Genomic DNA, 23,414 nt, shown 5'->3' with positions numbered 1-23,414 from the left:
ATGGGAAGCGCCGGCGGAGCCTGTTTTCATCAGGGAGGAAAACGATGAAACTCTTCAAGGCCATGCTTGGCATGACGGCGGCCGCTGCCGTCTCTCTTTTCGCCGCCGGTGCATCCGCACAGGGCTATCCTGAACGCACCATCACCATGGTCGTGCCGTTCGCAGCAGGCGGCCCGACGGATACCGTCGCGCGCCTCGTCGCCGAATCCATGTCGAAGGACCTAGGCCAGCAGATCGTGGTCGAAAACGTCGGAGGTGCCGGCGGCACGCTCGGCGCCGGTCGCGTTGCCGCTGCCGATCCGGATGGCTACACGATCCTGCTGCATCACATCGGCATGGCAACGTCTGCCACGCTCTACCGCAAGCTCGCCTATGACACGTTGAACGCCTTCGAATATGTCGGCCTCGTCACCGACGTTCCGATGACGATCGTTGCCCGCAAGGATTTCGAACCGGCAGACCTCAAGAGCCTCGTCGAATACGTCAAGGCGAACAAGGACAAGGTTACCTACGCCAATGCCGGTATCGGCGCTGCCTCGCATCTCTGCGGCATGATGTTCATGAGCGCCATCCAGACGCCGCTGACGACCGTTCCCTACAAGGGCACCGGTCCGGCGATGACGGATCTGCTCGGCGGCCAGGTCGATATCATGTGCGACCAGACCACCAATACCACGAAGCAGATTCAGGGCGGCACGATCAAGGCCTACGCCGTGACCTCGCCGAAGCGCCTCGACGTTCTGAAGGACGTTCCGACCGCTGTCGAAGGCGGTCTGCCGGGCTTCGAGGTCGGTATCTGGCACGGCGTCTACACCCCGAAGGGCACGCCTGCCGAAATCAACGAGCGCCTGTCGAAGTCGCTGCAGGTGGCGCTGAAGGACGAGAACGTCGTCAAGCGCTTCGCCGAACTCGGCACCGCGCCGTCGCCGGATGCCGACGCGACGCCGGCTGCGCTGAAGACCAAGCTCGAGACCGAAATCGCCCGCTGGAAGCCGGTGATCGAGGCTGCCGGCGAATACGCCGACTGATTGGCCGCCAACGTCGAGTGCGGAGCCCCCTCACCCTAACCCTCTCCCCGCTGGGGAGAGGGGACGCGGCTTCCCTTCTCCCCTTGGGGAGAAGGTGCCCGTCAGGGCGGATGAGGGGGGTTACCCGCTTCGACGCCAACTCTCTCCAACCCCACGGAGACACCATGAAATCTGTCACATTCGACACCACCAATGCGATCTGCGGCGCGCTTCTGGTCGCGACCGGCGCATTCTTCGCCTATCAGTCCTTCACGCTCGAACTCGGCACCGCGCTGCGCATGGGGCCAGGCTATTTTCCGCTGGTGCTATCGGTGGTGCTGGTCATCCTCGGCGGTATCGTCTTCATCCAGGCGCTGCGCGTCGAGGGCGAGCCGATCGATCCCTTTGCCTGGCGCGGGATGCTCTTCATTCTTCCGGCACCCATCCTGTTTGGGCTCACGGTTCGCGGCCTCGGCTTTGCGCCGTCGCTGTTCCTCGCCGCCTTCGTCGCCTGTTTCGCCTCGCAGAAGATGAATGTCTTCTACGCGCTGATCCTGTCGCTTGGGCTCACGGTGTTCTCGGTTGCGGTGTTCAGCTATGGCCTCGGCCTGCCGTTCGAGCGCTTCGGTCCGTGGACCCGGTTCTAAGGAGACGGCGATGGAACTTTTCAGCAATCTCGCGCTCGGTTTCGCAACGGCGGCGACGCCCGCAAACCTGCTCTTCTGCCTCATCGGCGTCCTTCTCGGCACGCTGATCGGCGTTCTCCCCGGCATCGGCGCCACGGCGACGATCGCCATGCTGCTGCCGATCACCTTCCAGCTGGAGCCGGTCTCCTCGCTGATCATGCTCGCCGGCATCTATTACGGCGCGCAATATGGCGGCTCGACGACGGCGATCCTGATCAATATGCCGGGTGAGTCCTCCTCGGCGGTGACAGCCATCGACGGCTACCAGATGGCCCGCAAGGGGAGGGCCGGGGCGGCACTTGCGATCGCAGCACTCGGCTCGTTCTTCGCAGGAACGGTTTCCACCTTTCTCGTCGCCATCTTCGCGCCGCCGCTGACCGAGATCGCCCTGAAGTTCGGCGCGCCGGAATATTTCTCGCTGATGATCGTCGGTCTGGTCTCGTCGATTGCGCTGGCGCATGGCTCGGTCATCAAGGCGCTGGCGATGGTGGCGCTCGGCCTGCTGCTCGGCCTCGTCGGCACCGATATCTATACCGGTACGCCGCGCTTCACGCTCGGCATCCGCGAATATGCCGACGGGCTGAACTTTGTGGCGCTTGCCGTCGGTGTCTTCGGCGTCGCCGAAATCCTGCGCAATCTCGAAGGCGAGTCGACGCGCACGGTGCTGATGAACAAGGTGACCGGCCTGCTGCCTTCGAAGCAGGAATTCAAGGAGATGATCGCGCCGGTCCTTCGCGGCACGGCGATCGGCTCGGCGCTCGGCATCCTGCCGGGCGGCGGCGCGATCCTCGCATCCTTCGCCTCCTATACGGTGGAGAAGCGTTCGTCGAAGAAGCCGGAGGAATTCGGGCATGGTGCGGTCGCAGGCGTTGCCGGTCCTGAATCGGCCAACAATGCAGGCGCACAGACCTCGTTCATTCCGCTCCTGACCCTCGGCATTCCGGCCAACCCGGTCATGGCGCTGATGGTCGGCGCGATGATCATCCAGGGCATCGTGCCCGGGCCGAATGTCGCGACCGAACAGCCGGCGCTGTTCTGGGGCATCATCGCCTCGATGTGGATCGGCAACCTGATGCTCGTCATCCTGAACCTGCCGCTGATCGGCCTCTGGGTGAAGCTGCTGATGGTGCCCTATTACGTGCTCTTCCCCGTCATCATGGCCTTCTGCTCGATCGGGGTCTACAGCGTCAATTCCAACGTCTACGACCTCTATGCCGTCGCCTTCTTCGGCCTGATCGGTTACGTGCTGGCGAAGCTGCGCTGCGAGCCGGCGCCGCTGCTGCTCGGCTTCGTGCTCGGGCCGTTGCTCGAAGAGAACCTGCGGCGCGCAATGATCCTCTCGCGCGGCGATCCGACGACCTTCGTCACCCGGCCGATCAGCGCCACGCTGCTCGCCATCGCGCTTGCCGTTCTCATCATCGTCTTCCTGCCGAGCGTGAAGAAGAAGCGCGAGGAGGTCTTCGTCGAGGAAACGTGAGGGGTTGAACTCACTGCCTCTTTGTAGAACAAAGGGATACCTGAGACGGGCGCCGTTCTGGCGCCCGTTTTCGCATGCACAGGACATCCCGGTTCATGACCATTCCCGCCCGGATCAAGAACGATCTACCCTTCCTCACCTCGCTTCGCCGTGATCTTCACGCGCATCCCGAGCTCGGCTTCGAAGAGGAGCGCACCAGCGGCATCGTCGCCAAGCTGCTGGAGGAGGCCGGTATCAAGGTTCATCGCGGGCTTGGCACCACCGGCGTCGTCGGCACACTGCAGGTCGGCAATGGTACGCGCAGCATCGGCCTCAGGGCGGATATCGATGCGCTGGCGATGCCCGAGATTGCCGAGCGGCCGTACAAGTCAACGGTTCAGGGCAAGATGCACGCGTGCGGCCATGACGGCCACACTTCGATGCTGCTCGGTGCCGCGCGCTATCTGGCTGAAACCAAGGGCTTTTCGGGCACGGTGCATTTCATCTTCCAGCCGGCCGAAGAGGGACGCGGCGGCGCGCGGCGGATGGTCGAGGAGGGGCTGTTCAAGCTCTTCCCCTGCGATGCCGTCTATGGCCTGCACAACATGCCGGGGCTCGATGTCGATGAGATCGCCGTCGTCGAGGGGCCGCAGCTTGCCTCATCGGACAGCTGGCGTGTCACCTTCCGCGGCACCGGCACGCATGGCGCCAAGCCGCATCTCGGGCGCGACCCGATCACCGCGGCGGGCACCTTCCTCGCCTCGCTGCAGACCATCGTCGGCCGCGTCGTCGATCCGCTGCAGCCGGCCGTCGTCAGCGCCTGCTCGCTGCAGGCGGGGGATCCGAAGGCGCTGAACGTCATCCCCGATACCGTCGAGATCGGCGGCACGGCGCGGGCCTATTCGCCCGAAGTGCGCGATCAGCTGGAAGAAGAGATCGGCCGACTGGCGCAGGGCACCGCGCAGATGTTCGGGATATCAGCCGACTACGGTTTCGAGCGGCGTATTCCGCCTGTGGTCAACGATGCCGATGCGACGGCGCGGGCGCTTGGCGCTGCTGGCGAAGTGTTCGGCGCGAAGGTCCGCACCAGCTTTCCGCCCTCGACGGCGGGGGATGACTTCGCCTTCTTCGGGCAGAATGCGCCGGGGTGCTATGTGTGGCTCGGGAACGGGCCGGCCGTGGATGGGGCGCTGCACCACAATACGGCTTATGATTTCAATGACGGCGCGCTCGGGTTTGGGGCGGCCTATTGGGTGAAGCTGGTGGAGCGGGAATTGGCGGCTTAGGTCGCGTGTGGGCGAGAGCAGTGAGTGTGGCCCCCTCATCCGCCTGCCGGCACCTTCTCCCCGCTGGGGAGAAGGGACGTGCGGCCCGCTCCGGTTTTCCCTTCTCCCCTCGGGGAGAAGGTGCCCGAAGGGCGGATGAGGGGGCTACATCCTCCAAGCAATCCCTACGACAATATCTCCAGCACCGGCGTCTCCAGCACCTTCCCCGTCAGCACATCGGCAATCCCCATATCCGTCTGATGCGGGCCGATATTGCAGGCGAGCGTCGCGCCGAAGCAGGCCTTGAAGACGAGGTAGGGCGGCTGCCAGGTGACGATCTTTTCCATCGCCTGGCGGATATCGCGGAAACCCTTTGCCGTCTCGGCAAGCGAGGCCTCGGTCACCAATCCTGAGAGCGGCAGCGGCAACAGCGCCAGAATGACGCCATCCCTGGCGACCGCCATGCCGCCGCCGGCTGCAATCACCGCATTCGCGGCGGCCGCCATGTCGGCGGTGTTGCCGCCGAAAACGGTGAGGTTGTGGCTGTCATGCGAAACGGTCGTGCAGAAGGCGCCGTGCCATTCGCCCCAGCCGGTCAGGAAGCCGGTGCGCGGGCGGGGGGCGGCGAGGCCATGCCGGTGGGCGACGGAGATCATCGTGCTGCCCGAAGGCGGCACGACGAAGCCATGCTCGACGGCGGTTTCCGCTTCGCCCCATTGCGTGAAGCGCGGGCGGTCGATGGTGGCGACGCGGACGCGGTTGCCCTCGGAGCGGACCTTGAAATCGTCTTCGCCGAGCGCTGGAAGCTTGACCGAGTTCATCAGCGGCGCGGTGTCGAGCGGCTTCAGCGGCACGGTCATCGCACCGTCCTGCGCGATCGTGCGGCCGTTGGCAATGACAAGCCGGGCCCTGAAATCGGTGAGATCGTCGAAGAGCACGATATCGGCGCGGCGTCCGGCGGCGATGAGGCCGAGATCGCTGCGCTTCAGGCGCTGGGCGGCGTTGAAGGTGGCGGCGCGCAGCGCCCATTCCGGCTTCATACCGTAGCGCACGAGGCGGCGGATCACGTCATCGAGGCCACCGCCATCGAGCAGTTCGTCGGGGAAAACGTCGTCGGTGCAGAGCGTCACGGTCGGCGGCAGGTGGCCGATGCCATCGAGCGCTTCGACGAATTCACGCAGCAGGTGATCATGCGAGCCGCGCAGCTCGATGGTCATTCCGGCGGCAAGCTTCTGCAGGAGGTCGGCGCCAGAGGTCAGCTCGTGGTCGGAAGTGATGCCGGAGGCCATGAAGGCGTTGAGATCGGCGCCTTCGAGGCCGCGCGCATGGCCGCAGACGAGCTTGCCGGATGCGAGACCGGCATTGACGATCGCCGTCATGCGCGTATCGCCTTCGATGACGCCGCGCATGTTCATGACTTCCGCAACGCCGCCGACGGCGGGCGAGCGCAGCATTTCGGTGATAACGGATGCATCGAAATCCGCACCGGCGCGTTCGAGGCCGGGTGCGGAGGGGACGCAGGAGGGCGCCAGCAGGATCATCCGGAGCGGCAGGCCCGACGATGCTTCGATCGCCCAGCGCACGCCGTCGAGGCCGTGGACATTGCCGAATTCATGCGGATCCCAGAGGATCGTCGTTACGCCGCGCGGCAGCACTGCCCGGGCATATTCGGCAGGCGTCACCATCGAGCTCTCGACATGCATATGCGTGTCGATCAGGCCCGGCGTGATGACGGCACCTGTGGCGTCGATCATCTCAAGCGTGTCGGCGCGGGTTCCCGGTGCGTGGACGCTGGAGATCAACGGTCCCGTGAGACCGATATCGGCTTCGCGGATCAGGCCGGTGACCGCGTCGAGCAGCTTTCCGCCTGTGATCAGCACGTCGAACGGCAGGTCGCCGCGGGCGGCGGCCACGGCGCGGGCGCGCAGCTGGGGATCGTTGAGATCGGCCGGTTCCGGTCGCAATGGAGAGCTCATCTGCCGGCCTCGCTTGCGAGCGCGCCTAGGATGAGGGCACGCGCGGCTTTGACGTCGATATCCGTGGCAAATTCGGTATTGGGCGCGGCATGGGTGGCGCGGGTCTCGACGACAGTGCGGCCGCGGGTCAACTGGCCGGCAAGCTCGACATCGATGCGCGCGGCGCGGAAGGTCACGAGCTCCGGCGCCACGAACGCGACGGCCGCCGAAGGATCGTAGATCGCCATGGCGGCGCGGCCGCGGCTGACGCCGATATCGATATAGCCCGCCAGCATGTCGGCGATCAGCGCCGCGCTGGCGCCGCCTGCCTGCCGGATCGGCGTGACGTCATCCGGGCGGGCCAGGACTTTGCGGCAGAGATCGAGATCGATCATCTTCAGCGGCAGGCCGTGGCTGATGACGATTGCCAGCGCTTCGGGATCTGCAAGGGCGTTGAACTCGGCGGAGGCCGTGTGATTGCCGATCGTTACCCCGCCACCCATCCAGGTGAGTTCGGTGATGCGGGCGGCGAGATCGGGGCGGGCCAGCGCGAGAGCGGCGATATTGGTCAGCGGTCCGAGCGCCAGAATGCGATGCGGGCCATCCGTTTCGAGCCAGCGGCAGAGGGCGAGGAAAGCGTCGCTATCGGGCAGCGCCGCTCCTTGCGGCAGCGTGCGGCCTGCCGTCGGGATGCCGGTATCGCCGAGGATCGCCTGGGCCGTCTCGATCTTGCCGATCACGGGATTGGCGCGGCCGCTGTGGATGGGGAAAGTCCAGCCGAAGGCCTGTGCGGCGCCTGCTGCATTGACCTTCACCTGCGGCAGCGGCGTGTTGCCGAAGACCAGCGAAATGCCGTCTATGTCAAGCTTCGACTGCGCCACCACCAGAATGGCGGCGATATCGTCAAAGCCCATGTCGGTATCGATCCAGACACCCATCATATCACCCGAAACGCGAGAGGCTGGCTGCCGCGGCGAGCGGCAGGTCGAAGGAAAGTGCGGTGCCGATCGCATGGGCCGCGGGGCCTGCATCGACCTCCGCCTTGATCGGCCCGAGCGGCGTGTCCAGCAGGTATTCCCGCGTGTTGCCGGCATAGGAGGTGCCGCGCACAGTTCCCTGGAAAGGACCGGAACCAAGGATGACCGTGCGCGGCCGCCAGGCCAGCCCTGCCGCCTGAGGCGCAGGAGCCGGCAAATCGACTGGACCGTTTGGTGTAACGAGCTTGCCGCTTTCGAGCTTGAAGACGTTCTCGAAGCCGACGAAATCGGCGACGAAGGCGGAGACGGGGCGGTTGTAGATATCTTCAGGCGTGCCGATCTGCTCGATGCCGCCGTTCAGCATCACGACGATCCGGTCGGCAAGTGCCAGCGCTTCCACCTGATCGTGGGTGACGAAGATCATCGTCACGCCTGTCTCCTTCTGGACGCGCTGCAGTTCGGCGCGCATTTCGAGGCGCAGGCGGGCGTCGAGGTTCGACAGCGGCTCGTCGAGCAGCAGCACTTTCGGCTCCATCACCATCGAGCGGGCGAGCGCCACGCGCTGCTGCTGCCCGCCCGAGAGTTCGGCGGGCTTGCGGCTGGCGAAGCTCGAAAGGCCGACCGATTTCAGGCCGGAGGTGACCCGCTTGTCGAGATCCTGACCGGAGACGCTCTTGAGGCGCAGGCCGAAGGCGACGTTTTCGTAGACGGTCAGATGCGGGAAGAGGGCGTAGGACTGGAAGACCAGGCCGACATTGCGCTTGTTGGCCGAAACGCGGGTGATGTCGTCGCCGTCGAGATTGATGCGGCCGGCGGCGGGCGTCAGCAGGCCGGCGATCGAGCGCATCGTCGTCGTCTTGCCGCAGCCGGAGGGGCCGAGCAGGGCGACGAGTTCGCCCTTTTCGATCGTGAGGTCGAGGTCCTTCACCGCGACCGTATCGCCGTAGGCCAGCGTCAGCTTGTCGAGTTGAAGATAGGCATCAGACATAACGCGAGAATCCCAGGAAGCGTTCGGCAAGGAAGACGATGCCGATGGACAGGAAGGCGAGCAGCGAGGAGAGCGCTGCGATCGACGGATCGTAGGTGGTTTCCATGTAGCCCAGCATGTCGATCGGTAAGGTGCGGACACCGGGGCCGGAAAGGAACAGCGAGACCGGCACCTGATTGAAGCTGGTAACGAAACCGAGGATGAAGGCGGCGAGAATGCCGCCGCGGATATTCGGCATGACGACACGGAAGAAGGCGCCGGTGCGCGAGGAGCCGAGCAGCACGGCCGCTTCCTCGATATCCGAGCGCAGGTTGTTGAGGCTCGCCGAGACGACGCGCACGGCATAGGGCAGCACGAGTGCGGTGTGGGCGAAGAACAGCGCCAGCGTGATGTTGAAGCCGAAGGGCACGACGAGATAGCGCAGCAGCGCCAGGCCGACGATGATGCCAGGGACGATGATCGGCAGGGAAACGATGGTGCGCACCGTCTCGCCGAAAGGCAGCTTGTAGCGCGACAGGGCGTAGGCGGCGGGAATGCCGAGGATGAGCGCCGACAGCGTGCCAAAGACGGCGAGGAACATCGACATGGCGAAGCTCTCGCGGAAGCTGTCGATGGTGAAGACCTTGGCGACCCATTTCAGCGACAGGCCCTGCGGCGGGAAGGCCAGCGTATCGCCAGCCGAAAGCGAGGCGGCGATGATGATCAGGAACGGGCCGATCAGGAAGGTCAGGAGCAATCCGAGGACGATGGGCGGGAAGAGGCGGGATGTCATCGCTTGTTCCTCGCGGTCGCCAGGCGTTTCAAGAGGATGTTGGCGGCAAAGCTCATGACGATCAGCATGAAGGCAATGACGCTGGCCGAGACGAAATTGTTGGAGACGGACACCTGCTGGTAGAGCAGGGTTTCCAGCATCAGCACCTTGGAGCCGCCGAGGACGGCGGGGGTGATATAGGCGGTCAGCGAGCCGGTGAAGACGAGGGTGCCGCCAACGACGAGACCTTCCTTGGTCAGCGGCAGGATCACCTTCCAGAACACCTGGAACCAGTTGGCGCCGAGCACGCGGGCTGCCGGGATCGCATCCTTCGGCATGTTCTCGAGCGCGCTGATCAGCGACAGGATCATCAGGGGCAGGAAAAGCTGCAGGAGGCCGATGAAGACGGCGGTCTCGGTGAACAGCAGGCGCAGCGGCTCGTCGCTGAAGCCGAGGCCGGTGATCGCCTGGTTGACGATGCCGGTGCGGCCGAGGATGACGATCCAGGCATAGGTGCGGGCGACCGGCGAGATCATCAGCGGCAGCGTGACGAGGCCGATCATCCGGCCCTTGCCCTTCGGCGGCAGGTTGACGATCGCAAAGGCCGCGGCATAGCCGATGATGGCGGAGACGGCGGTGACTTCGAGCCCGAGCTTGAAGGTGCGGATGAAGACCGTGCGGTTCAGCTGCTCGGAGAAGAAGCCGGTATAGGCCGATAGCGTCCAGGCGCCATCGGCATGAAAGCCTTCGGAGAGAAGAATGGCGACGGGCAGCAGGAAGACCACGGCGGCGAAGATCGCCGCCGGCAGCGCAAGCGCCAAAGCTTCTGCTCGGTTCTGAAACATCGGGAGCCTTTTCTCAGGCGGGAAGGAAACGGTCCCGGCAGGCCGGGACCGGCGATGGATGGCTTACTGGCCGACGGTGTTGTTCCATGCCTTCAGCCAGGTGTCGCGGTTGTCGAGCGCCACGGCCGAGGGAATGAGCTTCAGGCTCTTGGCCGTTTCTTCGCCATAGGTGAGATTGTTGGCGGCGGCTTCCGACAGCTTCACTTCCTTGTTGGCGGGGCTGTCGACGAGCTTTTCGGCGAGCTTGGTCTGGATGTCGGTGGAGAGCCAGAAATCCATGAACTGCAGCGCCAGATCCTGGTTCTTGGAACCCTTGGTCAGGATCATGACGTTCATGCCGCCGGTCTGGCCTTCCTTCGGGGTTGCCCAGGCAACGGGAACGTCGAGCTTGGTGAAGCCCGCCCAGGAGAAGCGGCCGATCGGGGCTGCCCAGATCTCTTCCTGCTGCATCAGCTGCACGAGCTGCGAGGACTTTTCGTAGAAGGTGACGATGTCGTCCTTCTTCTCGCCGACGGCTTCGATGGCGCCCTTCAGGTCGGGCGTATCCTTGCCGAGCGCCTGGCCAAGCATGAAGAGCGCCGGCGGGCCCTGGTTGGTCGTGACGTTCGGGAAGGCGACGTGGCCGACATATTCCGGCTTCAGGAGATCAGCCCAGGACTCGATCTTCATCTTGTCGGAGCGGTAGGCGATCGAGGTGGCATAGAAAGTGTAGCCGACGCTCATGCCGTCGCCGTTCGGATCCTTGGCGATGTCGTAGAGCTTGGCGAAATTGGTGAGCTTGGAGATGTCGATCTTCTCGATCAGATCCTTGCGGGTGGCAGAGAGCGCGTCGGCCATCGAAACGACGGCCATATCGACGACCGGATTTGCCTTGTTGGCTTCCATCTTGGCGAGGCGCTCGACGCTGTTGCCGGTCTCGACGACCAGCTTGCAGCCGCACTGCTTCTCGAAGGGACCGTAGACGATCGTCTTGAAGTCGTCCTGAGCGAAGGCATAGACGGAGATCGTCAGCGTACGCTCCTGCGCCGAGGCGGCGAGCGGGGAGAGCGCCAGCAGCGCTACCGATGCGATGAGGGTCTTCATGTCAGGAGTTCTCCATCTGTCAGGTTTTGTTTTGCCGGGCTCACAGGCCCGGAGGATTGGCGGACGATCAGTTGCATGGGCACCCGATCGGTTTCCGCAGTCACGATGATCCCCTCGCGGGTGCCGTTCTCCATGATCACCTTCAGCAGGGCTGAAATGGCGATCTCGGCGATCCGGTCCATGTCCATGCGCGCAGTGGTCAACGCCGGGGTGACGACCGGCGACCAGATGAGATCATCGAAACCGGTGACGCTGACATCGGTGGGAACATTGATGCCGTCCTGTTGCAGCTCGGTCAGTGCGCGCAGCGCCTGAAGGTCGGAGAGGGCGGCGAAGGCGGTGAAGCCCTCGGCGGCCTTCTTGGCGAGGCCGAGCCGGCAGCCGCTTCCCGATGTCTGCTCGAGCTTCTCGATCCACAGCGTTTCCGAGCTCATCCCTGCGGTCAGGCCCGAGCGGATGCCGCCGGCGCGGTCGTTCTGGACGTTCGATTCCGGATTGTTGCCGATGATGAGCACCCGCTTGTGGCCGAGGCTCGCGAGATGGGCGGCGATCTGCTGGCCGCCCTGCCAGTGGTCGGCGGCGACGGTATTGCCGGGGGTCGATGCCGTATCGATGACGGCGACCGGGCAGCTGGAGGCGGAAATGCGTGTGGCGCGGCGCGGCACCACGACCATGCCGTCGACGCCGCGCTCGATCAGCCGGTTGATCGCTTCGGTCTGCGCCGTCACGTCGCCGCGGGAGTCGGCAATCAGCACGCCGTAATCGGCGGACTTTGCCGCAAATTCGATGGCCTGGGCGATCTTCGGAAAGAGCGGGTTGGCGATATCGGGCAGGACGAGGCCAAGGACACCGCTGCGGCCGGTGCGCAGCGCACGGCCTGCCTGGCTGGGGATATAGCCGAGCTCGGCTGCATGTTCGCGGATCTTTTCCGCCAGCTGTTCGGAAACGCGGCCCTTGCCCGACAAGGCATTCGAAACGGTCGCTACGGAGACGCCGAGCGCCGTCGCGATCCTGCTCAAATTCGGTCCCGGGCGTGACGAAGCCATGGTTTGCCGTGCGGTTTGATTAATCGTTTAATCAGCGTGTACAGGAAGCATGTGGCGTTGTCGAATCGAATCTTAGCGCAATGCGGGTTTTCCGCACTGGATTAGAGGTTGCGAACATAAAAAAAGCCCCGCGAAAGCGGGGCTTTTCTCGGATCGTTTGGAGCGACCGTTACTTCTTCTTGACCGAAACGGTCTCAACCTTTGCTACAGCAGCCGGCTTTGCCCCTGCGGGCGCATAGCCACCGCCGATGGCGACGTTGAGCGAGACATAGTCCTTGGCCATCTGCTGGACGGCAGCGGCCAGGCTTGCCTGGGCGGTCGAGACGTTGCGCTGTGAGTCGAGAACGTCGAGCAGCGAGGATGCGCCGTCCTTGTAGCTGGCGGTCGACAGTTCCAGCGATTCCTGGGTCGTCTTGACCTGGGCACGCAGGGCTTCCACCGTCTGGGCATCGCGGCGAACGGCCGACAGCGCGTTCTCGACCTGCTCGACGGCGCTCAGAACAGCCGACTTCCAGGCGAGATAGGCAGCCTTGGCATCCGACTTGGTGATGTCGACATTGGCGCGCAGACGGCCGCCGTCGAAGATCGGCAGGTTCAGCGTCGGGCCGAAGGACCAGGTGGTCAGGCCGCCATTGCCGCCAACCGGGCGGACGTAGGAGGGCGAGATCGAGCCGGACAGCGAGATCGACGGATAGAGCTGTGCTTCTGCAACGCCGATATTGGCGGTGGCGGCGGCGAGATCGCGTTCGGCCTTGCGGATATCGGGACGGTTGCGGATCAGGTCAGCCGGAATACCGGCCTGCAGGCCGCCACGGAAGACCGGCTGGCGCGAGCCCTTCTGCAGTTCGGCCATCAGCGACGATGCCGGCAGGCCAAGCAGGGTGGCGATGTGGTGCGCAGAAACGCGGAAGCTGGTTTCGAGGCCGGGGATTTCGGCCTGGGTCGCCTGGACCAGACCTTCGGCCTGGACGACGTCGAGGCGCGAGGCGGCACCGGCTTCGAGCTGGAACTTGGTGAGATCGAAGGTCTCGCGGCGAGACTTCAGATCGCCCTTGGAGAGTTCGATGCGCTCCTGATAGTAGCGGGCGTCGATGTAGCTGTTGACCAGATCCTGGAGGAAGGTCAGCTTTGCGACGTCGGCGGTGGCGTAAGCCGAATCCAGCGATGCCAGCGCGCTTTCCTTCGAACGGCGGTATTCGCCGAAGAGGTCGAGCAGCCAGGAGACATTGGCTTCGCCGGCCGTGGTGTTGGTGGCGCCGCGCGTGTTGCGCAGGTTGCCCATCTGGCCGCTGACGGTGTGCGAGGCACCGACGACGAGGCTCGGCAGGGCGCCGGCACCGGCAACGGTGACCTGGGCTTCAGCCGAATTGATGCGCTCGAGGGCCTGCAGAACGTCGAGGTTCTGGCCGATACCCTGGGAGACCAGCGAGTTCAGCTGCTGGTCGCGGTAGGCCGTCCACCACTGGGCGGTCGCAACATCACCATTGCTCTTGACCCCGCCTTCGCCAAACTTCGCAGGCAAAGGCATTTCCGGCGGTACATGATCCGGGCCGCTTACGCAGCCCGCCAACAAAAGCATCAACGCCGGTGTGGCATAACGAAGAGATACCATGCAATGTTCTTCCTGTAACTCGACCAAGTCCTAAATTTCTTGTCCGAAGCATCATGCTTCGCAATCGGCCGCGCTCCGTGCCAACGAGATACACCATGCCGAAGCAGTCGGCCGCAATGTAGCAATGAGTCTGGCGTTCGGGCAGTGTATTTTTATCACACTCCCGCCTCATTTTTGCGCCGCGAAAACACCCGGCGGATGACCACGAAGAAGGACGGAACGAAGAAGATCCCGAGTGCGGTCGCCGCCAGCATGCCGCCGAGAACGCCGATACCGATGGCATTCTGCGCTGCCGAGCCTGCGCCGGTCGCGATCGCCAGCGGCACGACGCCGAGGATGAAGGCGAGCGAGGTCATGATGATCGGGCGCAGGCGCAGCCTTGCCGCTTCGAGAGTCGCCTCTAAAAGGCCCATCCCGGTCTCCATGCGGTCCTTGGCGAACTCGACGATGAGAATCGCGTTCTTCGCCGCCAATCCTATTGTCGTGAGCAGGCCGACCTTGAAATAGACATCGTTCGCCTGGCCGAAGAGCGTTGCCGCCGCAAGTGCGCCGAGCACGCCGACCGGCACGGCCATGATGACCGAGAACGGGATCGACCAGCTTTCATAGAGCGCTGCAAGGCAGAGGAAGACGACGAGGACCGAGATCGCGTAGAGCATCGGCGCCTGCGAGCCGGAGAGCCGCTCCTGGTAGGAGATGCCCTGCCATGCCACCGTATAGCCGCCGCCGAGCTGCGCCGTCAGCGCTTCCATCTCGTTCATCGCGTCACCCGAGCTGACGCCCGGCGCCGAGGCGCCGTCGAGCGGGATGGCGCTGGTGGCGTTGAAGCGGGCGAGCGACGGCGCGCCCTGCGCCCATTCCGTCTTGGTGAAGGCGGAGAAGGGGACCATTTCGCCGGCCGTATTGCGGGCATACCAGTGATCGAGATCGCTGGGCTGCATGCGGAACGGCGCGTCGCCCTGCACGTAGACGGGCTTGATCTCGCCGTTCAGCGTGAAGTCGTTGACGTCGCGGCCGGTGAAAATGATCGACAGCATTGAATTGACCGAGGCGATATCGACGCCCATGGCACCGATCTTTTCCTGATCGACGATGATCTTCATCTGCGGCTCGACTTCCTTGTTGTTGGAGCGCAGAGCCACGACCTTGCCGCTGCTGTTGCCCATCTGGATCAGCCGCTTGGAGGCGGCGTCGAGCGCCTGCGTGCCGTGGCCGCCGGTATCGACGAGATACATCGAGAAGCCGCTCGAGACGCCGAGGCCCTGAATGGCCGGCGGCAGGAGGGCGAAGACTTGGGCTTCGCGGATGGCGAAGAAGTTCTTCAGCGCGCGGTTGACGACGGCCTGCGCATGCAGGTTCGGGTCGGTACGCAGCGAGAAGTCCTTGAGCTTGGTGAAGACGATCGCGCTGTTCTGGCCGGAGCCGTTGAAGCCGAAGCCGAGGGCGCCGAAGACGGAATCGACTGCGTCCTTCTCGTTCTCACGATAATAGTTCTCGACCTTCTCGACGACGGCCTGGGTCTGCTGGGTCGTCGAGCCCGGCGGCGTCGTGACGATGGTCAGCAGCACGCCCTGGTCTTCCTGCGGCAGGAAGGAACTCGGCAGGCGTGCGAAGAGATAGGCGCAGCCGGCACCGATCAGCAGGAAGACGAGCATGACGCGGATCGGCCGCTTCAGGAGATAGCCGATGCTGCGGACATAGCCGTTGGTCGAGCGGGTGAAGTTGCGGTTGAACCAGTCGCCGATGCGGTTCTTCTTATGACCGTCGACGGGCTTCAGCATCGTGGCGCAGAGCGCTGGCGTCAGCACGATGGCGACGAGCGCCGAGAGCAGCATCGCCGAGACGATGGTGATCGAGAACTGACGGTAGATGATACCGGTCGAGCCGCCGAAGAAGGCCATCGGAATGAAGACGGCGGTCAGGACGAGCGCGATGCCGACGATGGCGCCGGTGATTTCGCCCATCGACTTCTCGGTCGCTTCGAGCGGCGAGAGCTTCTCTTCAGACATGATGCGCTCGACGTTTTCGACGACGACGATGGCGTCGTCGACGAGCAGGCCGATCGCCAGAACCATGGCGAACATCGTCAGCGTGTTGATCGAATAGCCGGCCGCCGCGAGGATGCCGAACGTTCCGAGCAGCACGACGGGCACGGCGATCGTCGGGATCAGCGTGGCGCGCAGGTTCTGCAGGAAGATCAGGAGCACGACGAAGACCAGCACGATCGCCTCGATGAGCGTGTGGATGACCTTCTCGATCGACAGCTCGACGAAGGGCGTGGTGTCGTAGGGATAGGTGATCTCGACGCCTTCAGGCAGCGAGCGGCCGATCGTATCCAGCGAGGCGCGGACGCGCTCGGCGGTATCGATAGCGTTGGCGCCGATCGCTAGGTTGACGGCGAAGCCGGAAGACGGTTGGCCGTTATAGCGCGAGGCGCCGCCATAGCTTTCCTGGCCGATCTCGATGCGGGCGACGTCGCTGAGGCGCACCGTCGAACCGTCCTTCTCGACCTTCAGGATGATGTGCTCGAAGTCGTCGACCGTGGTCAGCTGGCTCTGGGCGGTGATCGTCACGTTCAGCTGCTGGCCCTGCGTCGTCGGCTGGGCGCCGAGCGAGCCGACGGAGACCTGGGTGTTCTGCGCCTCGATCGCCGAAGTGACGTCGCTTGGCGTCAGCTGGAACTTCTGCAGCTTGTAGGGATCGAGCCAGACGCGCATGGCGTAGCCGGAGCCGAAGATGTTGATGCTGCCGACGCCTTCGAGGCGCTGCACCTGATCTTCGATCGAGTTCGAGATGATGTTGCCGAGATCGACGGACGAGCGCTTGCCGTCGGTCGAGACCAGCGATCCCACGAGCAGGATGCTCGACGTCGAGCGGGTGACACTGATGCCGGCGTCGATGACGTCTCCCGGCAGCTGCGACTGCACCAGCTGCAGCTTGTTCTGCACCTGAACCTGCGCGATGTCGGCATCGACGCTGTTGCCAAAGGTCAGCGAGATGCTGGCCGAACCGGTCGACGAGGTCGAGGTCATGTAGGTCAGGTCGTCGAGACCGGTCATGCCCTTTTCGATGATCGTCGTCACCGATTTCTCGACGGTTTCGGCGCTGGCGCCGCGATAGGTGGCGTTGATGCGCACCGTGGTCGGAGCGATATCCGGATATTGCGAAATCGACAGTGTGTAGATGCCGAGCAGACCCGCGAGCATGATGGTGATCGCGATGACCCACGCAAAGATCGGGCGTCGGATGAAGAACTTGGCCATCAGTTTTATTCCTGTGCGGCTTGGATCACTGTGAGAGTCGTCGCGACTTACTTCGCGGCGGGCTTCTGAGCGTCACCGGCCGCAGGCTGTTCGGCAGCCACGACCACACCGTTTTCATTGATTTTCATGGGAACCGGCTTCACCGGCATGCCGGGCGCGATCGATTGCAGACCGCTGACGATCAGCTGGTCGCCGTCCCTGACGCCCTGGTTTACGAGCCACGAATTGTTCGAGGGCGTCGCATTTTCGAAGACGCGCGTCTCGACCTTGCCGTCGCCGGAAATGAACTGCGCCGTCAGGCGGCCGTTGGCGTCGCGGCTGGTCGCCAGCTGCGGCAGCGCGTAGGCGTCCTCGGAGCCGAGCCCGACCGTGGCGCGGACATACATGCCGGGCAGGATGACGCGATCGGGGTTCGGGAACAGCACGCGGATGATGAAGGTGCCGGTCGTCTCGCTGACGATCTGCTTCGACATGTCGAGCTTGCCCTGCTGATTGTATTCCTTGCCGTTCTCGAGGATCAGCCGGAAGGCAACATTCGCCTTGTCCTTGATGTCGCCAGCGGCCATGGCATCGCGAATACGCAGCAGGTTGGTGCTCGATTCCGTCAGCGAGATGTAGATCGGGTCGAGCTGGCGCACCGTCGTCAGCGCCGTCGTCTGGTTGGCGGCGACGACGTTACCGATATTGTAGGCGGTCTGGTCGATGATGCCATCGAAGGGGGCGAGGATCTTGGTGTGATCAAGATCGATCTGTGCCGAGGCGAGAGCCGCGCGGGCGGATTCGACTTCCGCCTGAGCCTGCAGCAGCGTCGTCTTGGCGGTTTCGTATTCGATCTGCGTCGCGCCGCTGCCGACGAGGCGCTGGTAGCGGTCGAAATTGCTCTGGGCGCTCGGGACGCTCGCCTCAGCCTTGGCGATCGCGGCCTTGGCCTGTTCGACCGCGGCGGCATAAGGCGCGTCCTCGATCTGGTAGAGCACGTCGCCCTTCTTCACTTCACCGCCTTCGCGGAAGGTGATCTCGCGGATGATGCCGCTGACCTGCGGGCGGATATCGGCCGTCTGATAGGCTTCGGCGCGGCCCGGAAGGATCGTCGTAACAGGATAATTGTCCTTGGTCAGAGCGACGACGCCGACGGGTGCGGCCTGCTGGGCAGCACCGGCACCAGCGCCTGCTGCGCCCGCCTGCTTGTTGCCGCTGTCGCTGCAGGCGACCAGGAAGCCGCCGAAGACCAGAGCCGTGGAGAGGAGGAGAGCACGCCGTATCATTCTGAATTCCCTGGTGCGGTTGGCATATGAAGGATCAGCCGGAAACAGCCGGACGCGCCATGGAAGACGCTACGCGATCCGGATCAAACGCCATCATCCGAATTTAAGAAAAGCTTTCTGAAGTGACGTAATTCAGCAATCGTCACTTATCAAGCGCTATTTTGCAGTGCGGCATCAACAAAGCTGACGATGTCGTGTGCTTTGTGAACGAGCGTGTCCCTGTCGTCGCGGGCAATCAGCACGGGATGGAGCACGCAGGCCAGCACGTCGGCGACGGTGACCGCGGCATGGCCGGTATCGCTGCATTTATAGCTTCCGGCGGCGACACCCTGCCGGATGATCTGCTCCAGACGATGTTCGATCCGCTCCCGGTAGCGGGTGCCGGCATCGAGCTTGGCCTGGATCGTCGTCAGCACCATTTCGAAGATATAGGGGTTATCCTGGATGTCCTGTAGATGGGAATCGAGCAGGCGCAGGACGAAGCGCTGCAGCTGCTCCTTGGCCGGCAGATCGCCATCGACGGCGCCGAAGCGCTCGGTCGCCGCGCCAAGGTGAATTTCGGCGATGGCATCGACCAGCGCCGTCTTGGAATGAAAATGCTTGAAGATATTGGCGGGGGACATGCCGAGCGCGGTCGCGATATCGGCGATCGACACGGCCACATAGCCGCGTTGACGAAACAGGATCTCCGCCATCGACAGGATGTCGGCTCTCGTTTCCTCGGCCTTCCGTCTCGGCCTGCGTGCCATTCAGCCCTCTGCCGGTCTTTGCCGGCATCCCCTTATTTCCCGAAATGCTAACGCGACTGCGGCCGCGCCCGCAAGCGTGCAAAACGCAATGCGGGTACGGCCGGGCGATCGTCAGGCGAAATAGGGCGCAAGATTCTGGCGCACACGGGCAAGAGGCGTTTCGCCGCTGTCATCGGCAATGAAGGCCTGGCCGGTGATGGCCTCGAACGCCTTGATATAGACGGCGGAGGTCTGCTCGATCAGGTCGGCCGGGATTTCCGGGATCTCGTCCTTATAGGGATCGCAGCGATCGGCGACCCAGGCGCGGACGAAATCCTTGTCGAAGCTGACGGGGCGTCCGCCGCTTTCGAAGGCGGCCTGATAGCTGTCGGCCAGCCAGTAGCGGCTGCTGTCTGGCGTATGGATCTCGTCGGCGAGAATGATGTTGCCGTCGGCATCGGTGCCGAACTCATATTTGGTGTCGACGAGGATGAGGCCGCGCTTGGCCGCCATTTCCTGGCCGCGGGCGAAAAGCGCCAGCGCGTATTTCGAGAGCGTGTCCCACTGCTCCTGCGTCAGCAGTCCGCGGCCGGTGATCTCGGCCGGCGTCAGCGGCGCGTCGTGACCGCCGTCGAATTCCTTGCTGGTCGGGGTGATGATCGGCGTCGGCAGGATCTGGTTGTCGCGCATGCCGTCGGGCAGCGTGATGCCGTACATCTGGCGCTCGCCCTTCTTATAAAGGGTGAGGATCGAGGTTCCCGTGGTGCCGGCGAGATAGCCGCGCACGACCACTTCAACCGGCAGGATGTCGAGACGCTTGCCGACGACGACATTCGGATCGGGATAGGCGATGACGTGGTTCGGGCAGATATCTTTGGTCGCCTCGAACCAGTAGCGGGCGGTCTGCGTCAGTACCTGGCCCTTGTAGGGAATGCAGGTGAGGATACGGTCGAAAGCGCTGAGGCGGTCGGTGCTGATGATGATGCGGCTGCCATCCGGAAGATCGTAATTCTCGCGTACCTTGCCGCGGTAGTAGTTCGGCAATTCGGGGAAATGGGCTTCGGATAGGATTCGCACGGGCTCAGCATTCCTTTGTGGGAGAGGTTTATCCCTGCTCTAGTTTCATTGCGGGCGATGTCAAGCAAATGGCGTTCAAAGCCAGACGGCCGCGACAATCAGCACTGTCATTATATATCCAAGCAGCGCCAGCGGGCCACCGGCGCGCAGGAAATCCGAAACCCTGTAGCTGCCGATGCTCATGGCGAGCGTATTGTTGTGGTGGCCGAAGGGCGTCAGGAAATCGAGCGAGGCGCCGGCCGCGACGACGATCAGGTAGGCTGCCGGCGGATGATGCGCGGCTTCTGCGAATTCGATAGCGATCGGGCTGAGCACGATCGCCACCGTCGCATTGTTGACGAAGGGCGTCAGCGCCATGGCGACGAAGAGCAGCACCGCCATTCCGGCGAGCGGCATCGAGATCGGCACCACGAGGCTCAGCCATCGCGCCACGACTTCGGCGGTTCCCGTCGTCTGAACGGCGGTGCCGATCGGGATCATCGCCGCAAGCATGATGACGATCGGCCAGTTGATGTCGGCCATCGCCTGGCGGATGTTCAGGAACCGGGTGACGGCGAGCGCAAAGACGACGATGGCGAAGGCGATCTCGGGTCTCAGGACGCCGAAGGCCGGGAGCAGCACACCGGCCGCGAAGATCGCGAAAGGATACCATGAGCCTTTCGAGCTGCCCGCCGATGGCTGGGTCGCAAGCGGCAGGCATTCGCATTCGTCCAGCGCCTCGGCGATCGCATCGCGGGTGCCTTCGAGCACCAGGATATCGCCGATCGACAGCTGCAGATCCTCGAAGCGGCCTTCGATGCGCGGCGAGCGCATGGAGATCGCGGTGACGGCGATGCCCCGATTGCGGAAGACTTCGAGCGAGCGGATACGCGAGCCGATCAGCGTGCTCTCCGGCATGACGACGGCCTCGATGCGGGCGAAATCGGTCTGCAACCCGTTCGGATGCGCGGGCGCCAGTAGAGCGCCGCCGGCTTCGAGATCGGAAAACACGCTGTCGGCGCCTTCGGCAAGCAGGGTGTCGCCGGGTTCGATCACCGATTTGGCGAGACTGCCGAACACGAAGCTGCCGTCGCGGATCAGCGCATGCGGCTGCAGCCCGAAACTGTCAGCACAGTCCGACAGGCGTGTTCCGATCAGCGGCGAGGAGAACGGGATCTCGCGCTCGGCGACGATGCGGCGGGCGGCGGGCGCCGGGCCGGAAATTTCCTCGTCTGCTTCAGGGAACAGGCGGGTGACGAGGAAGGAGATCAAGAGGATGCCGGCTGCCGCGACTGGCAGGCCGGCATAGGCGAAGTCGAAGAAGCGGAAGCCTTGACCTGTTGCCTTTGTCAGCGCGTCGGAGACGAGCAGGTTGGCGGGCGTTCCGATCAGCGACACCAGCCCGCCGAGCAGGGCGGCGAATGAGATCGGGATCACCAGCTGGCGGCGCGGGATCTGCAGCACGGTGCCGACCCTCAGCGTTGCCGGCAGCACGATGGCGAAGGCGCCGATATTGTTCATGAAGACGGAGATGAAGCCGGTGATCGATGCCAGCGAGGCGATGACAGTGAGGTTTGACCATTTCGCCGATTGAAACCGCTGCGCCAGTCCATCGAAGAACTTCGCCTGCGCCAGCACCTGCACGATCAGCAGGATTTCGACGACGGTGATGACGACGGGGCTGGCGAAGCCGGAAAAGACCGCGTCGGCGGGATAGAGCTTCAGCAGGAAACCGGCGAGAAGGCCGCCGATCGCCACCACCTCGATCCGGAAGCGATCGAGGGAAAACAGGATGAGCATCGCCGCGAGGAGAACCAGCAGGGAGGCTTGCTCGACATTCATGGGCAGGCTCGCGTTGCAACCGTCAGCCGAATGTAGCGGCGTCTCGGCGGCTGTATAGAGAGAGGCGGAAGAAAGATCGCACAATCCTCAGCTTGAAGCCGACCGCCATCAGCGCTCATGGCGCCGGTGCGCGCCAGCGGCCTTCCGCGGTCTTTTCGAGGATCGGGGTGGCGAAAACGCCGGTGGTGCGGTCCAGCCACTGGCCACCGGCGGCGGCGAGCTTGCCGCGCCAGCGCCCGGATTGCAGCATGGCGGCGCCGATCGCAACCGGTTCGATGCCGCACTGATCGAGCAGGCCGAGGCCCGAGACGATCGACGTGCCGCTGGAAATGACGTCGTCGACAAGTGCGACACGGCGCCCTTCGAGCAGCGGCAGCATGCGCGGGTCTATATAGAGACGCTTCTGCTGGTCCGGCGTGGTGATCGAGGAAAGCGCGACCGAGAGGTCGTCGCGGTACCAGAATTTGCGCGAGGTGCCGAGCGGCACATATCTGATATGGCCGAGCTTCTGGGCAACCGCGGCGGCAAGCGTCAGGCCGAGCGTCGGCAGACCGGCGATCACGTCCGGCTTGAACTGCTGCAGCCTGGCAGCAAGCGCTGTCGCCAGCGCATCGAGAACGGCAAAGCTCGCCTGGTTGACGATCAGCGATGCCAAAGCGTGTTCGCCATCGGCGAGAACGCGGATCGGCAGGCGCAGCTGGCGGCCGTCATCCAGTTCGGCGACAAAGAAATGCGTGAAATCGCCAGCCGTCTCGTAGGTGCCGGGCGGGTGGAGTTCCTGCCAGAAGTCGTGGGGAGCGATCTCCATATGCCGTTCAATCCCGTCTTGTCTTTTCCATGCCGGTGCGCCGCTTGAGATCGCGGAGCTCCGTCTCTGTGAGCGCGCGGACGGCGCCCTTCGGCAGTTCGCCGAGTTCCAGGCCACCGATCGCCACGCGCACCAGCCGCAGGCATTCGGTATCGAGGGCTTCGAGCATGCGGCGGATTTGCCGGTTGCGGCCCTCGTCGAGTTCGACCTCGATCCAGGAATTGCGGTCGCCGTTGCGCAGCAGCCGCGCTGAGGTCGCCTTCAGGAGCTCGCCGTCGTGGCGCACGCCGTAAGTCATTTCGGCGAGCAGCTCTGCATCCATGATCCTGTTGACCTGTACATGATAGGTCTTGGCGACATGGGTGATCGGATCGAGCAGGGTCTGGGCGAACTTGGTGTCATTGGTAAAAAGCAGCAGGCCCTCGCTCGCCTTGTCGAGGCGGCCGACCGGCGACAGGTGCGGAACGTCGAAATCCTTTAGGCAGTCATAGACTGTCGGGCGCCCCTCGGGGTCGTGACGGGTGGTCACCAGGCCGCGCGGCTTGTTCAGCATCAGATAGATCTTGTCCTCGGCGGCGATCGCCGTGCCATCGACCGAGATCTTCGCGGTGGCGATATCCACCCAGGCGCTGGCATCGGTGATCTTGCGGCCATCAACGAGGACGCGGCCCTCGGCGATCAGCCGTTCGGCCTGGGTCCGCGAGCAGAAGCCGAGCTTGGAGAGCGCGCGGGGCAGGGTCACCCGCTTGCCGCCATTGTCGGCGGCGGGCTTGGCGCGGTC

Annotated in this window: 19 protein-coding genes (1 of these 19 running past the window's edge); 4 read left to right on the top strand and 15 right to left on the bottom strand. The window is 64.0% G+C overall.

Annotated elements, in window-relative coordinates; all coding sequences use genetic code 11:
- Nucleotides 1-44 precede the first annotated feature (44 nt).
- The 4 genes from ACEN84_RS04900 (at nt 45) to ACEN84_RS04885 (ending at nt 4,435) form a co-directional block, all read left to right on the top strand.
- Nucleotides 45-1,028 (top strand): tripartite tricarboxylate transporter substrate binding protein BugD, encoded by a 984-nt coding sequence (locus ACEN84_RS04900; protein ID WP_112718897.1) that lies wholly within the window; start codon nt 45-47, stop codon nt 1,026-1,028.
- Nucleotides 1,029-1,192: 164 nt separating this feature from the next.
- Nucleotides 1,193-1,654: a tripartite tricarboxylate transporter TctB family protein gene (locus tag ACEN84_RS04895; RefSeq protein ID WP_413710176.1), complete on the top strand. Its 462-nt coding sequence runs from the start codon at nt 1,193-1,195 to the stop codon at nt 1,652-1,654.
- A gap of 10 nt (nt 1,655-1,664) precedes the next feature.
- Entirely contained in the window at nt 1,665-3,170 is a 1,506-nt protein-coding gene (locus ACEN84_RS04890) for a tripartite tricarboxylate transporter permease (protein WP_413710175.1), read from the top strand.
- Between the two features lie 95 nt (nt 3,171-3,265).
- Nucleotides 3,266-4,435, top strand: a complete 1,170-nt coding sequence (locus ACEN84_RS04885) for a M20 aminoacylase family protein (RefSeq protein WP_413710174.1) — start codon at nt 3,266-3,268, stop codon at nt 4,433-4,435.
- A gap of 164 nt (nt 4,436-4,599) precedes the next feature.
- Here ACEN84_RS04885 and ACEN84_RS04880 read toward each other — a convergent pair whose 3' ends face one another.
- The 15 genes from ACEN84_RS04880 to ACEN84_RS04810 form a co-directional block, all read right to left on the bottom strand.
- On the bottom strand, nt 4,600-6,390 hold the full coding sequence (locus ACEN84_RS04880) for an adenine deaminase (RefSeq protein ID WP_413710173.1): 1,791 nt from the start codon (nt 6,388-6,390) through the stop codon (nt 4,600-4,602).
- On the bottom strand, nt 6,387-7,307 hold the full coding sequence (locus ACEN84_RS04875; protein ID WP_413710172.1) for a nucleoside hydrolase: 921 nt from the start codon (nt 7,305-7,307) through the stop codon (nt 6,387-6,389). Before ACEN84_RS04875 ends, ACEN84_RS04880 begins: the two co-directional genes overlap by 4 nt.
- A gap of 4 nt (nt 7,308-7,311) precedes the next feature.
- The gene (locus tag ACEN84_RS04870; RefSeq protein WP_413710171.1) at nt 7,312-8,334 is read right to left on the bottom strand and encodes an ABC transporter ATP-binding protein; all 1,023 of its coding nucleotides are present in this window, start codon (nt 8,332-8,334) and stop codon (nt 7,312-7,314) included.
- Nucleotides 8,327-9,106 (bottom strand): ABC transporter permease, encoded by a 780-nt coding sequence (locus ACEN84_RS04865; protein ID WP_112718903.1) that lies wholly within the window; start codon nt 9,104-9,106, stop codon nt 8,327-8,329. Before ACEN84_RS04865 ends, ACEN84_RS04870 begins: the two co-directional genes overlap by 8 nt.
- Nucleotides 9,103-9,930, bottom strand: a complete 828-nt coding sequence (locus ACEN84_RS04860; RefSeq protein WP_413710170.1) for an ABC transporter permease — start codon at nt 9,928-9,930, stop codon at nt 9,103-9,105. Before ACEN84_RS04860 ends, ACEN84_RS04865 begins: the two co-directional genes overlap by 4 nt.
- Before the next feature lie 63 nt (nt 9,931-9,993).
- The gene (locus ACEN84_RS04855) at nt 9,994-11,013 is read right to left on the bottom strand and encodes an ABC transporter substrate-binding protein (protein WP_413710169.1); all 1,020 of its coding nucleotides are present in this window, start codon (nt 11,011-11,013) and stop codon (nt 9,994-9,996) included.
- Nucleotides 11,010-12,059, bottom strand: coding sequence for a LacI family DNA-binding transcriptional regulator (locus ACEN84_RS04850; protein ID WP_413710168.1), 1,050 nt, complete (start codon nt 12,057-12,059; stop codon nt 11,010-11,012). Before ACEN84_RS04850 ends, ACEN84_RS04855 begins: the two co-directional genes overlap by 4 nt.
- A gap of 169 nt (nt 12,060-12,228) precedes the next feature.
- Nucleotides 12,229-13,671: an efflux transporter outer membrane subunit gene (locus ACEN84_RS04845; protein WP_413710167.1), complete on the bottom strand. Its 1,443-nt coding sequence runs from the start codon at nt 13,669-13,671 to the stop codon at nt 12,229-12,231.
- Nucleotides 13,672-13,826: 155 nt separating this feature from the next.
- Complete coding sequence (locus ACEN84_RS04840; RefSeq protein ID WP_413710166.1) at nt 13,827-16,934, bottom strand: efflux RND transporter permease subunit; 3,108 nt, start codon at nt 16,932-16,934, stop codon at nt 13,827-13,829.
- Between the two features lie 47 nt (nt 16,935-16,981).
- Nucleotides 16,982-18,199, bottom strand: a complete 1,218-nt coding sequence (locus ACEN84_RS04835) for an efflux RND transporter periplasmic adaptor subunit (RefSeq protein ID WP_413710165.1) — start codon at nt 18,197-18,199, stop codon at nt 16,982-16,984.
- Nucleotides 18,200-18,348: 149 nt separating this feature from the next.
- Nucleotides 18,349-18,948: a TetR family transcriptional regulator gene (locus ACEN84_RS04830; protein WP_413710164.1), complete on the bottom strand. Its 600-nt coding sequence runs from the start codon at nt 18,946-18,948 to the stop codon at nt 18,349-18,351.
- A 111-nt stretch (nt 18,949-19,059) separates the two neighbouring features.
- On the bottom strand, nt 19,060-20,004 hold the full coding sequence (locus tag ACEN84_RS04825) for a phosphoribosylaminoimidazolesuccinocarboxamide synthase (protein ID WP_130284644.1): 945 nt from the start codon (nt 20,002-20,004) through the stop codon (nt 19,060-19,062).
- Between the two features lie 75 nt (nt 20,005-20,079).
- A complete protein-coding gene (locus ACEN84_RS04820; protein ID WP_413710163.1) occupies nt 20,080-21,825 on the bottom strand; it encodes an SLC13 family permease in 1,746 nt (581 codons plus the stop codon).
- 115 nt (nt 21,826-21,940) lie between these two features.
- The gene (locus tag ACEN84_RS04815) at nt 21,941-22,627 is read right to left on the bottom strand and encodes a phosphoribosyltransferase (RefSeq protein WP_413711262.1); all 687 of its coding nucleotides are present in this window, start codon (nt 22,625-22,627) and stop codon (nt 21,941-21,943) included.
- A gap of 13 nt (nt 22,628-22,640) precedes the next feature.
- Nucleotides 22,641-23,414, bottom strand: the 3' portion of a protein-coding gene (locus ACEN84_RS04810; RefSeq protein WP_203428131.1) for a pseudouridine synthase. The gene runs 33 nt beyond the window's last position; the window shows 774 of its 807 coding nt (coding positions 34-807); its start codon lies beyond the right edge, outside the window; it ends in the stop codon at nt 22,641-22,643.

Source organism: Rhizobium sp. Rhizsp82 (assembly GCF_047325115.1).
Taxonomy (GTDB): domain Bacteria; phylum Pseudomonadota; class Alphaproteobacteria; order Rhizobiales; family Rhizobiaceae; genus Rhizobium.
The sequence above is the reverse complement of the archived record's forward strand: the minus strand, read 5'-3'. Positions and strand labels throughout refer to the sequence as shown.

Excerpts from the sequence above, each read along its gene's own strand:
- ACEN84_RS04895 (WP_413710176.1), top strand. The coding sequence starts at position 1,193 with ATGAAATCTGTCACATTCGACACCACCAATGCGATCTGCGGCGCGCTT.
- ACEN84_RS04865 (WP_112718903.1), bottom strand. The coding sequence starts at position 9,106 with ATGACATCCCGCCTCTTCCCGCCCATCGTCCTCGGATTGCTCCTGACC.
- ACEN84_RS04820 (WP_413710163.1), bottom strand. The coding sequence starts at position 21,825 with ATGAATGTCGAGCAAGCCTCCCTGCTGGTTCTCCTCGCGGCGATGCTC.
- ACEN84_RS04900 (WP_112718897.1), top strand. The coding sequence starts at position 45 with ATGAAACTCTTCAAGGCCATGCTTGGCATGACGGCGGCCGCTGCCGTC.
- ACEN84_RS04885 (WP_413710174.1), top strand. The coding sequence starts at position 3,266 with ATGACCATTCCCGCCCGGATCAAGAACGATCTACCCTTCCTCACCTCG.
- ACEN84_RS04870 (WP_413710171.1), bottom strand. The coding sequence starts at position 8,334 with ATGTCTGATGCCTATCTTCAACTCGACAAGCTGACGCTGGCCTACGGC.
- ACEN84_RS04875 (WP_413710172.1), bottom strand. The coding sequence starts at position 7,307 with ATGGGTGTCTGGATCGATACCGACATGGGCTTTGACGATATCGCCGCC.
- ACEN84_RS04845 (WP_413710167.1), bottom strand. The coding sequence starts at position 13,671 with ATGGTATCTCTTCGTTATGCCACACCGGCGTTGATGCTTTTGTTGGCG.
- ACEN84_RS04835 (WP_413710165.1), bottom strand. The coding sequence starts at position 18,199 with ATGATACGGCGTGCTCTCCTCCTCTCCACGGCTCTGGTCTTCGGCGGC.
- ACEN84_RS04855 (WP_413710169.1), bottom strand. The coding sequence starts at position 11,013 with ATGAAGACCCTCATCGCATCGGTAGCGCTGCTGGCGCTCTCCCCGCTC.
- ACEN84_RS04850 (WP_413710168.1), bottom strand. The coding sequence starts at position 12,059 with ATGGCTTCGTCACGCCCGGGACCGAATTTGAGCAGGATCGCGACGGCG.
- ACEN84_RS04860 (WP_413710170.1), bottom strand. The coding sequence starts at position 9,930 with ATGTTTCAGAACCGAGCAGAAGCTTTGGCGCTTGCGCTGCCGGCGGCG.
- ACEN84_RS04830 (WP_413710164.1), bottom strand. The coding sequence starts at position 18,948 with ATGGCACGCAGGCCGAGACGGAAGGCCGAGGAAACGAGAGCCGACATC.
- ACEN84_RS04880 (WP_413710173.1), bottom strand. The coding sequence starts at position 6,390 with ATGAGCTCTCCATTGCGACCGGAACCGGCCGATCTCAACGATCCCCAG.
- ACEN84_RS04890 (WP_413710175.1), top strand. The coding sequence starts at position 1,665 with ATGGAACTTTTCAGCAATCTCGCGCTCGGTTTCGCAACGGCGGCGACG.
- ACEN84_RS04840 (WP_413710166.1), bottom strand. The coding sequence starts at position 16,934 with ATGGCCAAGTTCTTCATCCGACGCCCGATCTTTGCGTGGGTCATCGCG.